The sequence below is a fragment of the Oceanivirga miroungae genome (assembly GCF_902505095.1).
Taxonomy (GTDB): domain Bacteria; phylum Fusobacteriota; class Fusobacteriia; order Fusobacteriales; family Leptotrichiaceae; genus Oceanivirga; species Oceanivirga miroungae.
Window position 1 is genome coordinate 646,403 of record NZ_CABWIB010000001.1, and the last position, 20,324, is coordinate 666,726.

Consider the following 20,324-nt stretch of genomic DNA (forward strand, 5'->3'; position numbering starts at 1 on the left):
TTGTTTCCACGGATGATTTGCAGGTGGACGATATATCTTTGGAACTTCTTGTTTATCTAAATCAAATTCTTTTGATATAAGTTCCTTTTCATCTGCTTTAACATTGTAATTAAAAGTATTACATAAATCTTTTAAATATCGTATGATGAATTGGTTGGCTTCGTAATATCTGCAATTTTGAAGTCTACAGGTATTCTTAATTGAAGTGTATGATTTAGCCTTTCAACTCAGCTACAGAGGTTGTTTCGATTTCGACTCCTAGTTTAAAGCAAGCGTATGAGAAATTAGTCATATACTCTTTGTCTATTGGGGAGTCTTTTCTTTTATACTCAAATACGGTTCTCTTATCAGTTAAAAATTTATGCGGTATACCGTATTCTTTTAATATTTGATTAAACACATTGTAATATCCATTTAAAGTCTCTTCAGTGTCAAAATATGCCCCTACAATCATTTTAGTGCTATCATCTATAGCTACATGTAGAAAACCATTCATATGATGAAGCAGCCATTTGTATTAACTCTCCTGCATATTTAACTCTAGGTCTTGTAGGATGTACTTCAAATCTTTCAAGTTCTTCAACTTTCTTTTCAAAAAATTTTCTTTCTTGTAGCACATTTAGAAATTAAATAGTTTTCGTTTAGTAGTACTAATAGATATTTCATGTTTTTCAAATAGAATGTCTTTTAAATGTTTAACTGATAAAACCATAGAACCTTTATTGTATTTTTTAAAAAGCTCAATAACTAAATTTTTAATATTATCAGGTGTTTTTGATTTAGAAGGGACACCTCTATTTTTATGAGCAAATGTTTCTTTTCCTTTTTCTTTATATGCCTTGATAAGTCTTTGAACAGTTCTTAAAGATAAATTACCATTTGTTTCAACTAACTTTTTGATAGTCTCATACTTAATAATTTCATTCATAGACAATTCAATTCTCCTCATTTTCTTATATCTCCTTTAATTATTTAAGAGTTATATTATACAATACTTTTTAAATAACTAAAACGACATTATTACTTTTATCTTACCTATGACAATATCACTTTTACTTCACATTACTTCACATTAAAGTACACACTCTATTGACAAATATTTTAATTTTTGCTAAGATATATTCTTGAGTTTAGCAGTTTAAATTAAAATAAATAAAGCCTAGCCCTTTAAAAATAAGGGGTCTAGGCATTTTTTCTTTTGTGTAAAAGTCTGGACAATATCAAAATATTTTAAATTTTTTTAATATTTCCTATTAAGCTTCTTAAATCATTTCCATCGTATAATGTGTTATTTATTTTTAAGTTTAATGCTAATTGTATTTCAGCTATGACATTAGTTATTTTACTTATTTGGTAATAATTATTATTTCTTAGTTTATGTAGTTTAAAGTCTAATAAATTTTCTTGTATTTTTTCTATTGAGTATTTTCTTTTCAATAATAATTGTATTATTCTTAAAAATGACAATGCTAGAAAGCCAATTAAAAAATGTCCTTCTATTCTACAATCTTTTTTTAAATAAATATTATCAATATCTAAGTCTGTTTTTAAATGTCTGAATGATTCTTCTATTAAATACTGTTGTCTGTAGTTTTCTATTATTTCATCATCTTTTGTATTTAATTTATTTGTGATTAATAATGAATAACCTGAAGTAGTTTCGTACTTATCTAGTTTTTTCTCATCTAATTTTGCTTTTGCTTCTTTAGTGTCAGTTTTAACAAGTCCTGATGCAATGTTTTTGAATAAGTCTTTAAGTTTTTTTGGCTCTTTTATATACTTTTCAGCATTTTCTAATTCTTCCATTCTAATATGTTTTGAACGTTCATCATATTTCTTTGAGTACATAAATATATATTTTTGAGTTATAGATACTTTTGTGTTTTCTCCTTTAGTGTTTTTAACTGTTAAAGTTATATCTAATGGAATACTGAAGTAGCATCCTTTTAGATTTTCATTTGCTTTCATTATTTTTTCAATTTCAGGTTTAACAATTTTTTCAAATGTAGAATAAACATCTTTATTTACACGAAGAAGACTTTCTTTAAAGATGTAATTATTTTTGCTAAGTAATATCTTAACAATATTATCATTTGATACAAGTCCAGCATCAGCTACAATAGTAGTCTTTTTAATATTGAATTTTTTCTTTTGATCATCTAAAAACTCAACTAAAGTAGAAACATCATTTCTATTTCCACTAAAAAGCTTGTAATTAATAGGTAGACCCTTAGAATCAGTTAAAAGAGCCATTTGTATTGTAGGAAGACCATTCTTAACTTTACTATATCCTGGATTTATCAGTACAGTAGTATCATCTGTATATACAAAGTAATTAGTTAAATCATAATGAGTGCATGATAAATCATAGGGTATTAGTTTTTTTATATTTTTGTTTAAGTTTACAATTAATTCATCTTTATTTTTATTTAATAATTCTAACCCTCTATAAATATCATCTTTAGTTAAACTAAAAACGTCAGCAAGTTTATCTTGATGATTAAAATCAGATAATTTTGAAGAAGGATAAAGTATTCTACAAATTATTGATAGTTGAAGTAGTTTAGTAAGATTAATTTTACTTCTTTGACCTGCAGATATTTTTTTTGATAACTTATCAAATCCAAGTTGGTGATAAATACTTTGAATAATTAAACTACCTATATTTTTTTCTAACTTTTCATCAACTAAAGATAATGAGGATAAATCAGTAAGATTTATTTCTTCGTCAATAAAATCTAAAGATAAGACATTTTTCTTTTTATTAGTGAGTTTTTGAGTTCTATCCTTTTCAAATTCTTCTTTGTAGTATGCTATAGGATCAGCGTGTATTTTTTTTAGTTCTTCAAGTGTACCTAAAAGTTCTCTAACTTTTTTATATTTATTTTTCCCAACTCTAACATTTTCAGTTTTATATAGATAAGTAGCATAAGGTAATTTCCTAATATCAAGATACATGTTCAACACCTCTTTTTTATTTACATTATATCATATTTATTAAATATTGTCTATACTCTTTTCGAAAAAACTTGACAAAAAAAAGCTAATATTTTCATAGCTTACATATCATTTTATGATTTTTAAACTGCTAAACTCCCGATACTTAATAATTTCATTCATAGACAATTCAATTCTCCTCATTTTCTTATATCTCCTTTAATTATTTAAGAGTTATATTATACAATACTTTTTAAATAACTAAAACGACATTATTACTTTTATCTTACCTATGACAATATCACTTTTACTTCACATTACTTCACATTAAAGTACACACTCTATTGACAAATATTTTAATTTTTGCTAAGATATATTTACCTTGCTCTAAGAGAGGTTTTAGGGCTATAAACCAAAAGGAAAGGAGAAAGAATATGACTAAATACGAAATTATGTTTATTGTTTCAACTCAAATATCTGAAGAAGAAAAAAAAGAAACAATAGAAAAAGTTGAAAAAACATTAACACGTTACGGAGCAACAGAATTAGTAACAGAAATAATGGGAGATAAGAAATTAGCTTACCCAATTAAGAAAAAAGAAAATGGATACTATGTTTTAACTAAATTTGTTATGGACGGAACTCAATTAGTTGAAGTTGAAACAAAATTAAATATTGTTGAAACTATATTAAAATACATGATTGTTAGAAACGAAAAGTAACCAAGAATAGAGGCGAAAAATGAATTATGTAGGACTTATGGGTAGACTAACAAGAGACCCAGAATTAAAACAAACATCACAAGGGAAATCATACTGTAGATTTTCTATAGCAGTTAGAAAAGAATTTGTAAAAGATGGTGTAGACTTTATTAATTGTGTAGCTTGGGAAAAAACAGCTGATTTAATTTCAAACTACTTTAAAAAAGGTGATAGAATCTTATTACAAGGAAGAATAAATACAGGAACTTATGAAGTAAATGGTGAAAAAAGAACATCATTTGATATAATAGTATCGCAAATAGAATTTTTAGAAACTAGAGGTTCTAATAATAGTGGATACGAACAACCAAGTTCTTATTCTAATAACAATCAAGCTACTGAAGACCAATTAGATGATGATGAATTCCCATTCTAAATAGGAGGTTAAAATGAAACCAGTTGCTGAATTTAAAAGAAGAAAAAGAAGACCAAAAGTTAAATTTAAAATTGAAGATATAGATTACAAAAATGTAGAATTATTAAAAAACTTTATGAATGATAAAGGGAAAATATCTCCATCAAGAGTTACAGGTCTTGACGCTAAGGTTCAAAGAAAAATAGCTAAGGCAATCAAAAGAGCAAGACAAATTGCACTTTTACCTTACACAAAAATTGAAAAATAAACTGAAATTTATAAACCCTTGTAAGTATAGGCTTACAGGGGTTTTTAGTTTGTGTTTTTGTTAATATAAAATTGAAAGCTTTAGAGATTTTGATAAAAATTTCAAACCTATTTGATAATTCGCTAGAACTTAATAAATTCAAGTATTCTAAACTTTAAAGTACAAATTTTTTTAAAACTATGCTATAATTTTTTGAAATAAATAAAAGGAAGCATAAAAAAATGAAAAATATAGTGTTTTTTTTAATTACTATCTTACTAATCTCTTGTGAATCTGCACAAAAAGATGCTAGTAGTTCTAATTCTAATATACAAACAGAAAACAGAATAAATGAACTTGAAATAAATAATAAAGAATATAAGCCAGAAGGACTAGAAGAGTTAGAAAAAGAAGTAAAGCTAGAAAAAAATGAAGCTGTTGTAATAAATAGAGAAAAAATAAACACCCTTAAATTAGATGAAAATGTAAATGAATATAACTATCAAGATAAAACTAGGGAAGTAGATGATAATATAGCTTCTAGCTATGATATAAATAATACAGACACAAAGCTTGTAGAATTAAACCTTTCAGAAAATAAGTATAAAGATAGCGAAATACCAGAAGTAACGATTGTAGAAGCTAGTCTTACAAATATGGATAAGATTTTTATTAAAGAGTATAATAATGTTATGGTGATTACTAACAATAATGGTTTATCAAATAAACATCCTGAATTAGTTTTAAGATCATTTTTAGATACTAGTGGTACGGGAGTTTTGAAAAGCAAAAGCAATGATATTAAAATCAAGATGATATCTTATCAAAATTATTCTACTTATGATTTAGTGAAAAAAGGTATATCTATACATTCTTATGGTAGTGATAATTTAACTGATGTAGTTGAAAATCATTTTGGGACAACAAGAAAATATTTTGATTCTTTTGATAAAAAAACTAGAATGGATATTATAAATAAAGATATATCAGGAACAACTGTTTATTACTCAGATACAATAAGACATGAAAATAAGTATAACACAGCCTTAAAGGTATCAAGTATAGGGAATGAAAGTGATAGTGGGTTTAAAACTAAAAACTTTACAAAAAGTTTTCATGCTGTATATGGAGCATTAAGTCCAGAAGTTCAAAGTATATTAAGAAGTGAGATGATATTAGCAAGAATTGGGAATACGACAAGCAGATTTTATCAAAAGGAACAATTGGAAGAACTTGTAAAATTAGAAAAGGAAGAAGGTAAAATAAATTCTGTTTTTCAATTAAAGTATAATTTTTCAGATGCCTTAGGCTTAAGAGCATTAACTGTATCAGCTCCTAATTTTATATCAGGGAGCGATGGACAGATAGATTATGGTTCTAGCTTTTCAGCACCTCGTGTTGCAAGACTGGCTTATGATTTAAAAGTAAAATTCCCTTTTTTATCATATCATCAAATAAAGCAAATAATATTAACAACAGCAAGAAAATCTGATAACGGTGGATATTTAGATGATAAAATAGGTTGGGGTCAAATAGATAGGGATAAGGCATTAAATGGACCAAGTGATTTTAATGCTGGTCTAATTGATGAACAAAAATGGTTTATTGGTGAATACGATAAAATATTTGATAAAAAAGGTAATAGATACTTTTATGTAAATATTAAAAAAGATGAAAGCGCAACTTTTTCTAATGATATAACTAGTGGACTAAAAGGTGATGGAACTACAAAAAAATCTAGAATATATTATGCTATTGCAAAAAGTGGAAATAATAATAAAGCTATAAGGTTTAGATTACCTAAGGTATTAGATAGTGAAAGGCTGTATTATAGAAATATTGCTACAGCTGGCCTTAGAAAAGATGGATTAGGTACTTTAATTCTTACTGGTAAACAACTATATGATACTAATACAGAAATATTAGATGGTAAGCTAATTTTAAAAAATGACAGTAATAGTAACTACCTAGTATTTAAAAAGGGAATATTTGAAGTAGAAAATAAAGAAAAAAAATTAAAATTAAATTCAATTACAAATGATGGTATAGTTAATATTAATTCTGATATACAACTAGAAAAATATGCCCAAAGTAAAGATTCTACGATTAATTTTTCAGGAGGAAGTATAAGTGGAGCTAAACTTAAAATACTTGGTAAAATAAATGTTGAAAATAATAAGAATGTACTAAAAAATACAGAAGAATTTAAAGAAATATTTAAAAATTCAATAGTAGAAGAAATTAATATAAATACAGATAATCCATATTTAGAATATGTTGAGATAAAAGAAAATAAGCTTGTAAAAATTATTCCAAAAGTTAAATTAAGAAGTATTAAAGAACTTTCAGAAAAAGAACTTAGAAATATACAAGCTTATGATATAAATTCAAGTGCATTTTTTGAAGAGTACTTATCAAGTGAAGATAAAAACTTAGAAAATGTATTACCCTTAATAACAGTAAAAGCAAAATCAAGTGGACATGCTAATTCTAAAATTTTTACTAATTCATACACTGATGTTATAGCTAGTATATTTGAAAATAATTATGAAATAGAAAATATAAAATTAGATAATATATTGGAAGATATTAGTAAAAATAATAACATAAGATTTGATGGGTATATATCCACTAACATAGTTGGAGGATCAAATTATTCAAGATTTAAAAAAATAGATAATTCATATATTTTATCATATAATAAAAAGTTAAATGAATTTAATAAATTAGGAATATATGGATTATACTCAAAAACTAAATATGATTTTGATAAGCAGGATTCAGTATTTAGAAATAATAAATTTGAATTAGGTTTTATTGATGTAAATAAGATAAATAGTTTTAAAGTTTCTAATGATACTAATTTATCAATGAATTTAATTGATGTTAAGAGAAATATTTTAAAGGATAATGTTAGTAGTAAATTAAATGCAGTAGTTATGCAAAATAATACAGTATTAAGCTATAACTTTAATATTAATAAATTAAAACTTAGACCATTTATTTCTAATACAATACAAACAATAATTGTTTTAGAAAATAAAAAAGAAAATTCAAATCTAGGATTAAAAATTAAAAAAAACATTTTATTTAATGATAAAATATCTTTAGGGTTACAATTAGAAAATAACTTAAGCAGTAAATTAGAAATAATAAACAGAGTAAAATTAGATTTTAATTTAGTAAAAAGGCATTACCTATTAGCTAGTTTACTTGATAAAAATCTGAAATTATATGGAAGCGAATTAAATACATTTTTACTAGACTATAAGCTGGGAGTTAGGTATAATTTAGTGAGTGATTTAAAAGTTGGAATAGACGCTAATATAAATACAAATAAAAAGTTTGGTATAAAGCTGTTGTTAGTTTATACTTTTTAAAAGAAATGGAAGTGAAAATGAAAGTAAGTGAATTAAAAAATAGAGTGAATGCAGATTTATCTTTAGTATTTTATGATATTTTAAAAGAAAAGGTAAAGTTTAACTGGTTAGAATTAAAAAAAGTATATGAGAGCGAAACAAAAAATGATTTTGAAGAAGCTCTATTTGAAAATGTTAAAATAAAAGACAAAAAAGTTTTTTTAAAAAATAGCTCATACAAAAACAATGTAAGTAATATCCCAAAACTTGAAGAAAATTTTATTAAATGTGTAAACGATATGCATTCTTATGAAATGTATAAATTAAATGAAGAATTAGAGAATTATCAAATAAAAAGTATTGAAAAAAATTATATAGATGACAGTGAATCAGCAATATATTTTAGTTTAGTGATAAAACTATGGACAAAAGCTTATTTAAAAAAATATGTGGAAGAAACTTTATTAAAAGTGTCTATAGAATATTTTGAAGAGCTTTTTGAGGAAGAGGGATTTTATAATACATCATTTTATGCAAGTGATAAACTAAGGTATTTATGGGAATATTTTAGTGGATTTAGTGCTACTTTAAGTAATGTAATTTCAATTTATTATAGTGATTATGAAAAAAAAGCACTTAAGCAAAAATTAAGAAAAGAAAAGTATACAAAAAAAGAATTACAAGAGAAAATAAGTGAAAATTTAAACTCTTTATTAGATGATGTTATGGAAGTATTTGAAAAATCAAATGAGTTTTATTTATATGACACATCCGAGGAAATTCTTATATTTTATGTATTATTTTGTGTTGTAAACCAAATAGATGAAGAAATTGAAGAAAAATTAGAAAAAGATGAAGAAATTATATTAAATAAAAAAGCAAACGAAATATATAAAAGAGCATTTGAAGTATTCTTTTTTAGAACATTGGAAGTAATTCTTATGTTAAAATCATGTATATTCAAACCATTAGAAACTATAACTGATGAATTAGCTATAGAAATTTATGATAATAGCACTAGTGAATCAGAAGAGATTCCTGAATACGAAGGAACTAGAATATGTATGGAAATGATTGACAAATTAAGAACTAATTTTAAATCATTTATGTGCCTTACATCAAAATATATATTTGAATCTACTTATTATGAAGATAGAGAAAAACTAAATAAGTTAATGGCAATAGGTGCTAGTGAATACATAGAAAGAATATCTGAATACTTAATGACAGCTAATCTTATAAACTACTTTGAAAATTCAAATGAAATATGCAAATGTGAATGTGAATGTGAAGGAGAAGAATTTTGAAATTAGTAGAACTAAAAAATAGAGCAAATACAGATATAGCATTAATATTAGATAATATTTTAGAGGGAAATATAGAAATTAATTGGCAAGATTTTAGCAAAGATTTATTTGAAGGTATGGATGGCTTTGATATAGACAGTGTAAATAGTATGAAAATAGAGGATAAAAAATTAATAATTAATGATATTTCATATGATCTAAAGGGTAAAAATATTACAAAATTTAGAAAAAACTTCATAAATTACATTAAATCTTTATCAACTAAAAAAGAAATTTCCTTTGATGAGTATAATAAGGCTCTTTTATTAAACTGGCTTCGTTTAGATTTTAAACCATATATTTTAGAAAATTTAGAAAATATGGAGTATGATAAAAAAAACTTTGTTTCTAATTCAATAGGAAATATAATAAAATTATTAGATGATTTAGAAACATTATCAACAATTTTAATGTTTAATACAAAAAAAATATATGATAATAAAAAGAAAAGAATAAAGCTTAGAAAAAGTTTTTATACAAAAAAAGAACTTAGTGAGTTTTTAAAAGACTATAATGAACAAAAGCAAAAAGAGCTGAATTTTGAAATAGATAAATTAGTAGAAAAAAATGAAGAAATCAAACTTTTTATACCCATACTAATTTTTAAAAAACTATTTAATTGTGAATTAAAAGAAAAAATAACAAATAAGGAAGCAAATTCAATAATATCTAAAATAGATGCTTTTTACTACGAAGATAATGAAGAAGTTTTATCATTATTGTCAGAGTTAATATATAGATTATCAATGAAAATAAAAAGTATGGATGTTGAGAGTAAAGAAGATACTATGTATAATTTTGTATCATTTTTAGAACTTGCTTTAAATACAAATATGACTAGGAAGAAATTTACTTCTTTTTATATAAAAGCATTTTCAGAGTATATCATAGAATTAGCAGAATCTATTCTTTTCTCAATATAAGAATTAAAAAATATGGAAAATCTCCATATTTTTTTGTATAATATAGGTATATTTAAAAGAAAGGATTGAGTATTATGTTATTATTAAGTGAGTGGAAAAAAGAAAAAGAAACACTGCATCATTTAAGTCAAATATTAGGTAAATATAAGCTTGAAAGTAGATTTAAAGAACCACAATGGGCACATGTTATACTAGATGTTAATACAGTAGGTTTTACAACGGGAATTCTATTTTATAACGATACAACATATGAAATAGCTGTAAACTTAAGAGATGATAGAATAGAAGTTATAACTGAAAATGAAACAGAATATATTACTTTAGAAGATGGTAAAAGTATAAAAGATTATTATCTAGCTATAGATAAAATTTTACTTAAAAATGGGATAATTGTTAATATAAATAAAAAGCCGCAAGAAGTACCAGATAAAACCTTATTTGATGAAGATATAGATCATCATCATTATAACAGTGAAATTTCTAAAAAATTCTTAAAAATAATGCACTTTGGATTAAAGGCGTTATCTAAGTTCATAAGTCCATATCGTACAAGAAAAGTAAAACCAGGACTATTTTGGGGGACATTTGATATATCTTGTCTAATCAACTATAATCAATTACAAAAAAGTTTTGATGAAAGCATGGTTATAGAACATAATGCATTCGATGAACATTTTATAGAATTTGGATTCTGGTTTGGTGACGATAACTTTAAAGGGCCAACGTTTTTCATATTACCTCACCCATTTTTAGGTGATGATTTTAATAGAAATGTAAAATTACCAGAAGGTGGATATTTCTATGAACCTTTAAAAGAATTTATGTTTGAATTTGATAAACTTGATGACAAGACTGCAAAAAACATTGTAGAGTTTTTAAGAATTGGATATAAGGAATTTAAAACATATTTAAATTGGAATGACGGTGGATATTGTTCAATACCACTAAATATAAAAGATAATGAAATGGAGTTAAATTGCGAATTTTAAAAGTTCAAAATAAGAAACAAAACCATATATTTTTTAAAAAATAATATCTAATTAGATATTTTTATTGAGTTTTCTTGACATAAAAAAAGAAGGAGAGTAGTATTTAATTAGATAATAAAACTTTGTATAGGAGATGACAAATATGAAAAAATATGAAGTAAAAAAAGAAAATTTTAGAACAACTAATTTTGGATTTGTTATACCAGTAGGTGAGGCATTAAGTGAAGGTATATTTGATAATTTAGATGAAGCTAAATCATATATTAATTCTCATGTTGAAGAAAAAATAATAAATTTAAGAGATCTTAGCGAAAGATATTATAAATTCCATATTTACGAGTTAGAGGCAGAAAAAGAAGAAAATTTTGATACAAGTAATTTAGGATTATCAGATCTTAGTGATGATAAAAAAGAAATTTGGTTAGATTCTAGTAGAAATACTATATTGACTAAAACACTAATTGAAACTATAGATAAAAATCATGATTAAATTAAATTTAGCCTAGAAACAAAAAATGTTTCTAGGTCTTTTTTTTAATATGTGCTATAATAAAAAGTAAAAAGATTTTGAAAGGGAAAGTATGAAATTAACAAGTAAAGAAAGAAATTTTTTAAGAAAAAAAGCCAGTAGTATAGAAACTACAATAAGAATCGGTAAAAATGGTTTAGACACTACTCAATTAGAAAATATATCACAACTAATAAATAAAAATGAAATAGTAAAGGTGAAGGTACTAAATAATTCAGAAAATGAAGCTTCATTTGAATTAGCAAGTAATATTGAAAAATATACTAATTCAATTTTAGTTGGAATTATAGGGCATATAATGATATTCTTTAAGAAAAAAGTTAACGAAAAAAATGAAAAAGGACCAATAACTAAAGAGTTTTATGATTTTAGAAATGGTAGAAAATAGATATGACTAATGGAATTATTTTTAATAATAAAATAATAGATGTTGTATTTATTGCTATGATGATAGCTCAACTTACAAAAGTATTCTCACCTCTACTAAAAGGAAAAAAGCCAAATATAACAAGAATATTTGAAACTGGGGGAATGCCAAGTTCACATGCATCTACTGTGTGTTCACTAACAACATCAATAGCATTAGTATATCATTTAAACTCTATAGAATTTGCAATAGCTTTTGTTTTTTCTATAATTGTCATGTATGACGCAGCTGGAATTAGAAGAGAAGCAGGAAAACATGCTAAACTATTAAATAAAATACTTTTAGAAAATAAATTTGATTTATTTGATACAAAAGAATTTAAAGAATTTAAAGAGTTTTTAGGACATTCTCCAAAGGAAGTGTTTTTTGGAGCAATACTGGGTATATTAGTTTCATTTTTAATGAAAGGTTATTTAATATGAAAATAAGACTGGATCAATATTTAGTAGATAAAGGATACTTTGATAGTCGTGAAAAAGCTAAAAGATCTATTATGGCTGCTGATGTTATAATAAATGAAAATGCTATTACAAAAGCTGGAACTATGATAAAAGAAGAGGATATAAAGTCTGTAAGAATAAAAAATAAATTAAATTTTGTAAGTCGTGGTGCTTTAAAATTATTAGGTGCTATAAATGAGTGGAAAATAGATTTTAATAATAAAGTAGTACTTGACATTGGAGCATCAACTGGAGGGTTTACAGATTGTAGTCTAAGACATGGAGCTAGTTATGTATATGCAGTAGATGTTGGAACAAATCAGCTAGCATATAGTTTAAGACAAAATGAAAAAGTAAAAAGTATTGAAAATACGCATATAAACAAATTAGAAGAAAGTGAACTTGAATATGGTTTAGCTGACATTGTAGTTTGTGATGTATCTTTTATATCACTTACAAAAATAATAGAATTTGTTTATAAATTTTCAAAAGATAATTCTTCTTGTATTTTACTAATTAAGCCACAATTTGAGGTGGGACCTGAAAATATAGGGAAAAATGGTGTGGTAAAGGAAGAAAAATATAGAGAATATGCAATTTCAAAGGTTTTAGAAGAAATGAAAAAATATGAATATGAAATAATAGGTATAAAAGAGTCTCCAATAAAAGGTGCTAAGGGGAATATTGAGTATCTAATGTATGCAAGAAAGAAGGTTTAAATGTTATATGTTGTAGCAACACCTATAGGTAATTTAGAAGATATAAGCATGAGAGCTATTAGAATATTAAAAGAAGTTGACTATATTTTCGCTGAAGATACAAGAGTTACAAGAAAATTACTAAAGCATTATGAAATAGAAAATACGGTTTACCAATATCATGAGCATAATAAGTTACATCAAATAGAAAATATACTAAACTTATTAAAAGATGATAAAAATATAGCAATAGTAACAGATGCTGGAACGCCTTGTATATCTGATCCTGGTTATGAAGTAGTAAATGCTGCTTTAAATAATGATATAAAAGTTGAAGGGATTCCAGGTCCTAGTTCAATAATAACAGCTGCTAGTATATCAGGACTTAATATGAGAAGAATAGCATATGAAGGATTTTTACCTAAGAAAAAAGGAAGACAAACTTTATTTAACGAATTAAAAGAAGAAAAAAGAACTATTATAATCCTAGAATCGCCTAATAGAATATTAAAAACATTAAAAGACATAGAAAACTATTTAGGTAATAGATATGTAGTTATAGCTAGAGAGCTTACTAAAATATATGAAGAAGTAATAAGAGGAGATGTTTCTAGTCTTATTGAAAAACTAGAGAAAAAACCAATAAAAGGAGAAATAGTTTTAATAATTGAAGGAATAGATTAATGGAAGAAAATAAGACAAGTATTAACTGGTTTCCAGGACACATGAAAAAAACATTAAATATGTTTGAAAATGAATTAAAACAAGTTGATTTGGTTATTGAAATATTAGACGCAAGAATACCACTATCAAGTAAAAATCCAGAAGTTGAGAGATTAGTTAAAAATAAAAAAAGAATAATATTATTAAATAAATTGGACTTAGTAGATAAAGCGAGTGTTTCAGTCTGGCAAGACTACTTTGTTTCAAATGATTTAGCAGATTATGTAATTCCGATGAGTGTAGAAAAAGGATTTAATATATCGAGTCTAAGAAATATTATAGACAAACTATATAACGAAAAACTAGAAAAAATGAAAAAAAAGGGTTTGATAAAAACTGAAATAAGAGCACTAGTATGTGGAATACCTAATGTAGGTAAATCAAAATTTATAAATAAAATAGCATCAAAAAGTAAAGCGGGTGTTGGAAATTTACCTGGTTTTACAAGAGGAAAACAATGGATTACAGTAAATAAAAATTTCTATTTATTAGATACTCCAGGAGTGTTATGGCCTAAATTTGAAAATAATGAAGTTGCAACTAATTTAGCTATTACTGGTAGTATAAAAGATGATATTCTAAGATTAGAAGATATAGCAATATATTTATTAAATAAAATGAAAGAATATGATTTATTAGATAATATTTTTAATTACTATAACATTGAAAAAAAAGAGTATGATAGTTTTTATGAACTATTAAAAGATATTGAAAAAAGATTATTAATTCATACAAAAGAGTATGACTATGATAAAATTTCAAAAAAAATATTAAAAGATTATAGAGAAGGTAAGCTAGGGAAATTTTTCCTAGAAATGCCTAAATAAGAAAGAAGGAAAAAGAAAATATGACAAAAACATTTGAAGAATTAGGACTTAGTAAAAACACATTAGAGGCGATAGAGAAAAAAGGATTTACTACTCCATCAGAAATACAGGCTTTAGTTATTCCAGAATTACTAAAAGAAAAAACACATTTAATTGGACAAGCACAAACTGGTACAGGTAAAACTGCAGCGTTTGGTTTACCAATAATAGAATTATTAAATCCTAATAAAAATGTAAAAGCAATAGTACTAACTCCAACAAGAGAATTAGCAGTACAAGTATCAGAAGAACTTTATTCATTAAAGGGTAAAAAAGATATTAGAGTATTAGCAGTTTATGGGGGAGCATCTATTGAAAAACAATTAAAAAGTCTTAAAAAAGGTGTAGATATAGTAGTAGGAACACCAGGACGTGTTATGGATATGATGAGAAAAAAAGCTCTTAAATTAGATGAATTAGAATATTTCATATTAGATGAAGCTGATGAAATGTTAAATATGGGATTTATAGATGATATAAAAGAAATATTAAAAGAAACTAATAAAGAGAAAAAAATGTTATTCTTCTCAGCTACAATGCCAAAAGAAATAATAAATATAGCTAAAGAATTTATGCCAAGCTATAAAAAATTAGTTGTAGAGAAAAATGAATTGACAACTAATTTAACAGAACAAATATATTTTGAAGTAAGATTAGATGATAAATTTGAAGCTTTATGTAGAGTATTAGATTCAAAACCAGACTTCTATGGAATAGTATTTTGTAGAACAAAACATGATGTTGATGAAATTACAAAGAAACTAAAAGCAAGATCATACGATACGGAAGCAATACATGGAGATATTACTCAAGCTCAAAGAGAAAAGACATTAGACTTATTTAAAAATAAAATATTAAATGTATTAGTAGCAACAGACGTTGCAGCTCGTGGAATAGATGTATCTGATTTAACTCATGTTATAAATTATTCAATTCCTCAAGAAGCTGAAAGTTATGTACATAGAATAGGTAGAACTGGACGTGCTGGTAAAAAAGGTATTGCAATTACTTTTGTTACACCAAGAGAAGCTAACATGTTAGCTAAAATTAGAAGAATTACAAATTCAGATATTAGACGTGAAAAAATACCTAATGTAAAAGATATACTAGAAGCTAAAAAAGAATACTTATTAGCTAACGTTGATGAAATAATAATGGAAGGTGACTATACAACATATTTAGACCTAAGTAGAAAAATGTTGAAAAATAAAAATGCAGATGTAGTTTTAGCAGCCTTTTTAAGACATGTATATGATGATGAGTTTAGTCAAGATAAATATAATGAAATAAAAGATGTTACAGTTAAAATTGACGATAGTACAAGACTATTTATAGCTATGGGTGCTAGAGATAAATTAAGTGTTAAAAAATTATTAGAATTAATTAATAAAAAAGCAAAAGTTCCAGGTAGAAAAGTAAAAGATATTAAAATTATGGAAAACTTTTCATTTATATCAGTACCTTTAAAAGAAGCTGAAGATATTATGAATGCTTTTAATAAAGACACAACTAAAAAACCATTAGTTGAAATTTCAACAGGTGGAAAAAATGGAAGCAAATCTAGCGATAAAGGTAGAAAAAGAAGAAGAAGATAAAGGTAACCAAATAGTAACTTGTTTACAATACTTTACTTAAAATGTTAGTATACTAATTATACAAAAAGAAAAGGAGCAAAAAAATGTTTGGAAATATTTTAAGTATTGTAGTATTTATTATACTACTATTAGGACTTTACATAATGGCAAAAAAACATGTGTCATTTTCTAAAAGAGTATTTACATCTTTAATTGTAGGTATAGTATTTGGTTTAATATTAAACTATATATTTATGCCAAGTGAATTAAAAATGACTAATGAAGCATTTAATATAGTTGGAAGAGGTTATGTATCATTAATTAAAATGATAGCAATGCCACTTGTAATGATTTCTATCTTAGCTGCTATTGTTAATATACAAGATACAAAAACTGCTGGTAAATATGCAGGCTTTATAATAACAAGCTTGTTATCAACTGCAGCAATAGCAAGTATAGTTTCTATAATTGTAACTTTAGCATATAAGTTAAATGCAGCCTCAATTTTAGGTGGTACAAGAGAGATAGAAGCAGGGCAAAAATTTTTAAGTAGAGTATCAGTAGCAACTCAATCAATATCTGATAAGGTTGTGTCATTTATACCACAAAATCCATTTTTAGATATGACAGGAGCTAGACCTACATCAATAATAGCTGTTGTAGTATTTAGTGCATTTTTAGGAACAGCTATACTAGGAATTAAAAGAAAAAAAACAGATTCAGCTAAAATAGTAATTGATTTAATAAATGCTTTATCTGATGTAATACTAAGATTAGTTACATTAGTATTAAGATTAACTCCATATGGAGTATTGGCGCTAATAACAAAAGTTGTTGCAACAAGCAGTTATGAGGAGATATATAAGTTATTAAAATTTGTGCTAGCATCATACACAGCTTTAATTATTATGTATATAATACATATATTAATAGTTGTATTACTGGGATTATCACCAATAGTATATATTAAAAAATCTATATCAGCTTTAATATTTGCCTTTACATCAAGAACAAGTGCAGGAACTATACCACTTACTATAAGTTCTCAAGAAGATATGGGTGTTGATAAAGGAATATCAAATATGGCTGCAACATTTGGTGCAAGTATAGGGCAAAATGGATGTGCTGCAATTTACCCTACAATGTTAGCTTTAATGATAGCGCCAGTAGTTGGAATAGATGTATATAATTTAGCATTTTTAGTAAAAGTAGTAGTAGTTGTTGTAATATCTAGTTTAGGTGTTGCAGGTGTTGGTGGAGGAGCTACATTTGCAGCAATAATAGTATTATCTACATTAGGGCTTCCAGTAGAATTAGCAGGTCTATTAATTTCAGTAGAACCACTAATAGATATGGGAAGAACTGCATTAAATGTAAATGACTCTATTTTAGCAGGTGTAATATCAGCAAGATTATTAAATAAATTAAACAAAGAAAAATACTATAATAAAACAGTAGAATAAAAATATATCTGGTATGAAAAGAATAAAATCTTTTTATACCACTTTTTATTTAAAATATGATATAATACTTTTGTAATAAAGGAATGGTGAGAAATGAAAAGAAATAATGAGATAGAAATTTTAGTAGAAATACTTATGGATTCTTTAAATAAAGACGTAAAATTAGACATAGATAAGATAAGAAAATTCGCTATAAATAAGGAATATGATAAGTTAAAAGACTTAATAAGTAATATTCCAGATTCAAAAGTATTTGAAATATCAAGAGTGCTTAGTATTTTTCCACTTTTAATAAATATAGCAGAAGATGTTATAGAAACTAATAAAAAAGAAAATTTAACAGGTCTAGATAATGCTTTTTCTAACATAAGTGATATATCAAAACTGGAGAATATATCAGTTGTACCAGTATTAACTGCACATCCAACACAAGTTCAAAGAAAAAGTGTACTAGATTTAATTACAAAGATATATGAGTCATTAAAAGTATATAAATATATAAAAGACGATGATATAAAATATGAATCATGGTATATAAATTTAAAAAGAAGTATAAATATACTACTTTTAACTGATATATTAAGAGATAATAAACTAATCGTTGAAAATGAAATAAGTAATATTAATAGTTATTATAAGGCAACATTTTTAGAAGCATTACCAGAACTTACTATTAAGTATAATAATAAGACGAAAAAATTAGGTATAAAAAAAGATTTAACTCCAATAACACTAGGTTCTTGGGTTGGTGGAGATAGAGATGGTAATCCATATGTAAATGAAAAAACTCTAGAACATGCCGTTACATCTGCAGCTAGCTTGATATTTGAGGAATACATTGAAAAGTTAGATCTTTTATATAGAGACCTATCTATGAGCACAGATTTATCTAAGGTTGACAGTAAATTATTAGAATTAGCTCAAAAATCAATGGATATTTCTATACATAGAAGGAAAGAGCCGTATAGAAAAGTAGTTAGATATATAAAAGATAAGCTTATTTCTACTTCAAAATATCTAGGTTTAAATCTTTTAAATTATGAAGATAACTCATTTGATGAAAAGTATAATAATTCAACTGAATTTTTAGAAGATTTAAAGTTAATAGAAGAATCTATTATAAAAAATAATAATGAAATAATTGCTATGGGGACACTAAAATCACTAATAACAGAAGTGGAATGTTTTAATTTTAATTTATCAACTATTGATTTAAGACAAGATTCAAGTGTTCATGAAAAATGTGTAGCTGAACTATTAAGTAGTGCTAATATAAATACAAACTACATAAATTTAAAAGAGGATGAAAAATGTAATTTACTTTTAGATTTAATAAATAAAGATCCAAGACCATTATCTAGCAAAAGAATTAAAAAAAGTGAGCTATTAGATTCAGAACTTAAAATATATAAAAAAGCAAAAGAATTAGTAGATAAATTTGGAGAAAATGTAATAAAAAGAAATATCATATCACATACAGAAAATGTATCAGATATATTAGAAGTAAAAATAATGCTAAAAGAAGCTAATCTTGATTTAGAAATAGTTCCTTTATTTGAAACTATAGAAGATTTAGAAGGTGCTAATAATATAATATCAAAATGTATTGACTTGGGGATTATAAAAAATAATAAACAAGAAATAATGTTAGGTTATTCAGATAGTAATAAAGATGGAGGATATTTAAGCTCTTCATATGTTCTATATAAAGCCCAAAAGAACTTAACAAAACTAGCAGGTGATAAAAATATTTCAATTAGCTTTTTCCATGGTAGAGGTGGAACTGTAGGTCGTGGTGGAGGTCCAAGCTATGAAGCAATACTTGCACAGCCTTATGGAAGTGTTAATGGTAGTATAAGACTAACAGAACAAGGAGAAATAATTGAAGCTAAATACGGTAATTTCACAAATTGCTTTAAGAATTTAGAAGCTTTAGTTTCAGCAACTTTAGTTGCAACTTCAGATAGAAAAATAGAATATAATGAAAAAGAATACGAAGAAATTGTAAAAGAATTGTCTACAATTAGTTTTAATAAGTATAGAAGCTTAATATTTGATAATAAAGATTTCGTTAATTTTTTCTATGATGTAACCCCTATAAAAGAAATCACAAAATTAAATTTAGGATCAAGACCATCAAGTAGAAAAAAAACTGTAGATATAGAAAATTTAAGAGCAATACCATGGGTATTTTCATGGACTCAAAGTAGAATAATGTTAGCTGGTTGGTATGGACTAGGAACAGCTTTATCTAATGATATTGATAAATTAAAAGAAATGTATAAAAATTGGTCATTTTTTAAATCACTAATATCTAATGTAGATATGCTATTAGCAAAAGTAGATATTGAAATATTTAAAGAATATATAAGTTTAAGTACAAATTATGAAAAATATGACAAGATATTTAGTGATATCTTAGCTGAATATGAATTAACAAAAAAAGTTGTATTAGAAATATCAGGACAAAAAGAATTATTAGAAGATAATAAGCAATTAAAAACAAGTTTAGCTAATAGAGGACCATACTTTAATGCTTTAAACTATTTACAAGTTGAACTTATTAGAAGGCTTAGAAATGGTGATGATAATTTAGATATAATAAAATCTATTCACACTACAATTAATGGAATAGCAACAGGACTTAGAAATTCAGGATAGTTTTTATTGAAAAATAAGCTCTAAAA

At 25.1% G+C, this 20,324-nt stretch carries 20 protein-coding genes; 16 read left to right on the forward strand and 4 right to left on the reverse strand.

Annotation, left to right across the window (positions count from 1 at the left end; translation table 11 throughout):
- Positions 1–214 precede the first annotated feature (214 nt).
- The 4 genes from OMES3154_RS03270 to OMES3154_RS03285 all read right to left on the reverse strand — a co-directional run bounded on the left by OMES3154_RS03270 (position 215) and on the right by OMES3154_RS03285 (position 2,958).
- Positions 215–454: a hypothetical protein gene (locus tag OMES3154_RS03270; RefSeq protein WP_156683371.1), complete on the reverse strand. Its 240-nt coding sequence runs from the start codon at positions 452–454 to the stop codon at positions 215–217.
- Between the two features lie 10 nt (positions 455–464).
- A complete protein-coding gene (locus OMES3154_RS06540; RefSeq protein WP_156683372.1) occupies positions 465–617 on the reverse strand; it encodes a hypothetical protein in 153 nt (50 codons plus the stop codon).
- A gap of 2 nt (positions 618–619) precedes the next feature.
- On the reverse strand, positions 620–928 hold the full coding sequence (locus OMES3154_RS03280) for a hypothetical protein (protein ID WP_156683373.1): 309 nt from the start codon (positions 926–928) through the stop codon (positions 620–622).
- Positions 929–1,230: 302 nt separating this feature from the next.
- Entirely contained in the window at positions 1,231–2,958 is a 1,728-nt protein-coding gene (locus OMES3154_RS03285; RefSeq protein WP_156682836.1) for an IS1634 family transposase, read from the reverse strand.
- A gap of 413 nt (positions 2,959–3,371) precedes the next feature.
- Between OMES3154_RS03285 and rpsF the strand changes: the two genes are divergently transcribed.
- The 16 genes from rpsF (at position 3,372) to ppc (ending at position 20,298) form a co-directional block, all read left to right on the forward strand.
- The gene (rpsF, locus tag OMES3154_RS03290) at positions 3,372–3,659 is read left to right on the forward strand and encodes a 30S ribosomal protein S6 (RefSeq protein ID WP_156683374.1); all 288 of its coding nucleotides are present in this window, start codon (positions 3,372–3,374) and stop codon (positions 3,657–3,659) included.
- 19 nt (positions 3,660–3,678) lie between these two features.
- The gene (locus OMES3154_RS03295; RefSeq protein WP_156683375.1) at positions 3,679–4,074 is read left to right on the forward strand and encodes a single-stranded DNA-binding protein; all 396 of its coding nucleotides are present in this window, start codon (positions 3,679–3,681) and stop codon (positions 4,072–4,074) included.
- Positions 4,075–4,087: 13 nt separating this feature from the next.
- A complete protein-coding gene (gene rpsR, locus OMES3154_RS03300; RefSeq protein ID WP_156683376.1) occupies positions 4,088–4,321 on the forward strand; it encodes a 30S ribosomal protein S18 in 234 nt (77 codons plus the stop codon).
- Between the two features lie 221 nt (positions 4,322–4,542).
- Positions 4,543–7,680 (forward strand): autotransporter domain-containing protein, encoded by a 3,138-nt coding sequence (locus tag OMES3154_RS03305; protein ID WP_156683377.1) that lies wholly within the window; start codon positions 4,543–4,545, stop codon positions 7,678–7,680.
- A gap of 17 nt (positions 7,681–7,697) precedes the next feature.
- A complete protein-coding gene (locus OMES3154_RS03310; protein WP_156683378.1) occupies positions 7,698–8,966 on the forward strand; it encodes a hypothetical protein in 1,269 nt (422 codons plus the stop codon).
- Positions 8,963–9,928: a hypothetical protein gene (locus OMES3154_RS03315; protein ID WP_156683379.1), complete on the forward strand. Its 966-nt coding sequence runs from the start codon at positions 8,963–8,965 to the stop codon at positions 9,926–9,928. Before OMES3154_RS03310 ends, OMES3154_RS03315 begins: the two co-directional genes overlap by 4 nt.
- A 74-nt stretch (positions 9,929–10,002) precedes the next feature.
- Positions 10,003–10,917, forward strand: a complete 915-nt coding sequence (locus OMES3154_RS03320; RefSeq protein ID WP_156683380.1) for a DUF5996 family protein — start codon at positions 10,003–10,005, stop codon at positions 10,915–10,917.
- Between the two features lie 142 nt (positions 10,918–11,059).
- Positions 11,060–11,407 carry a hypothetical protein gene (locus tag OMES3154_RS03325; RefSeq protein ID WP_156683381.1) on the forward strand — a complete coding sequence of 116 codons (348 nt, stop codon included), beginning with the start codon at positions 11,060–11,062 and terminating at the stop codon, positions 11,405–11,407.
- Between the two features lie 91 nt (positions 11,408–11,498).
- A complete protein-coding gene (locus OMES3154_RS03330; protein WP_156683382.1) occupies positions 11,499–11,834 on the forward strand; it encodes a YhbY family RNA-binding protein in 336 nt (111 codons plus the stop codon).
- Positions 11,835–11,836: 2 nt separating this feature from the next.
- A complete protein-coding gene (locus OMES3154_RS03335) occupies positions 11,837–12,295 on the forward strand; it encodes a divergent PAP2 family protein (RefSeq protein ID WP_156683383.1) in 459 nt (152 codons plus the stop codon).
- Positions 12,292–13,032, forward strand: a complete 741-nt coding sequence (locus OMES3154_RS03340) for a TlyA family RNA methyltransferase (protein ID WP_156683384.1) — start codon at positions 12,292–12,294, stop codon at positions 13,030–13,032. Before OMES3154_RS03335 ends, OMES3154_RS03340 begins: the two co-directional genes overlap by 4 nt.
- Positions 13,033–13,695, forward strand: coding sequence for a 16S rRNA (cytidine(1402)-2'-O)-methyltransferase (gene rsmI, locus OMES3154_RS03345; protein WP_156683385.1), 663 nt, complete (start codon positions 13,033–13,035; stop codon positions 13,693–13,695).
- The gene (ylqF, locus tag OMES3154_RS03350) at positions 13,695–14,561 is read left to right on the forward strand and encodes a ribosome biogenesis GTPase YlqF (RefSeq protein WP_156683386.1); all 867 of its coding nucleotides are present in this window, start codon (positions 13,695–13,697) and stop codon (positions 14,559–14,561) included. The genes rsmI and ylqF overlap by 1 nt, the downstream gene beginning before the upstream one ends.
- 20 nt (positions 14,562–14,581) lie before the next feature.
- Positions 14,582–16,195, forward strand: a complete 1,614-nt coding sequence (locus tag OMES3154_RS03355; protein ID WP_156683387.1) for a DEAD/DEAH box helicase — start codon at positions 14,582–14,584, stop codon at positions 16,193–16,195.
- Positions 16,196–16,278: 83 nt separating this feature from the next.
- The gene (locus tag OMES3154_RS03360; RefSeq protein ID WP_156683388.1) at positions 16,279–17,637 is read left to right on the forward strand and encodes a cation:dicarboxylate symporter family transporter; all 1,359 of its coding nucleotides are present in this window, start codon (positions 16,279–16,281) and stop codon (positions 17,635–17,637) included.
- Between the two features lie 93 nt (positions 17,638–17,730).
- On the forward strand, positions 17,731–20,298 hold the full coding sequence (gene ppc / locus OMES3154_RS03365; RefSeq protein WP_156683389.1) for a phosphoenolpyruvate carboxylase: 2,568 nt from the start codon (positions 17,731–17,733) through the stop codon (positions 20,296–20,298).
- Positions 20,299–20,324 lie beyond the last annotated feature (26 nt).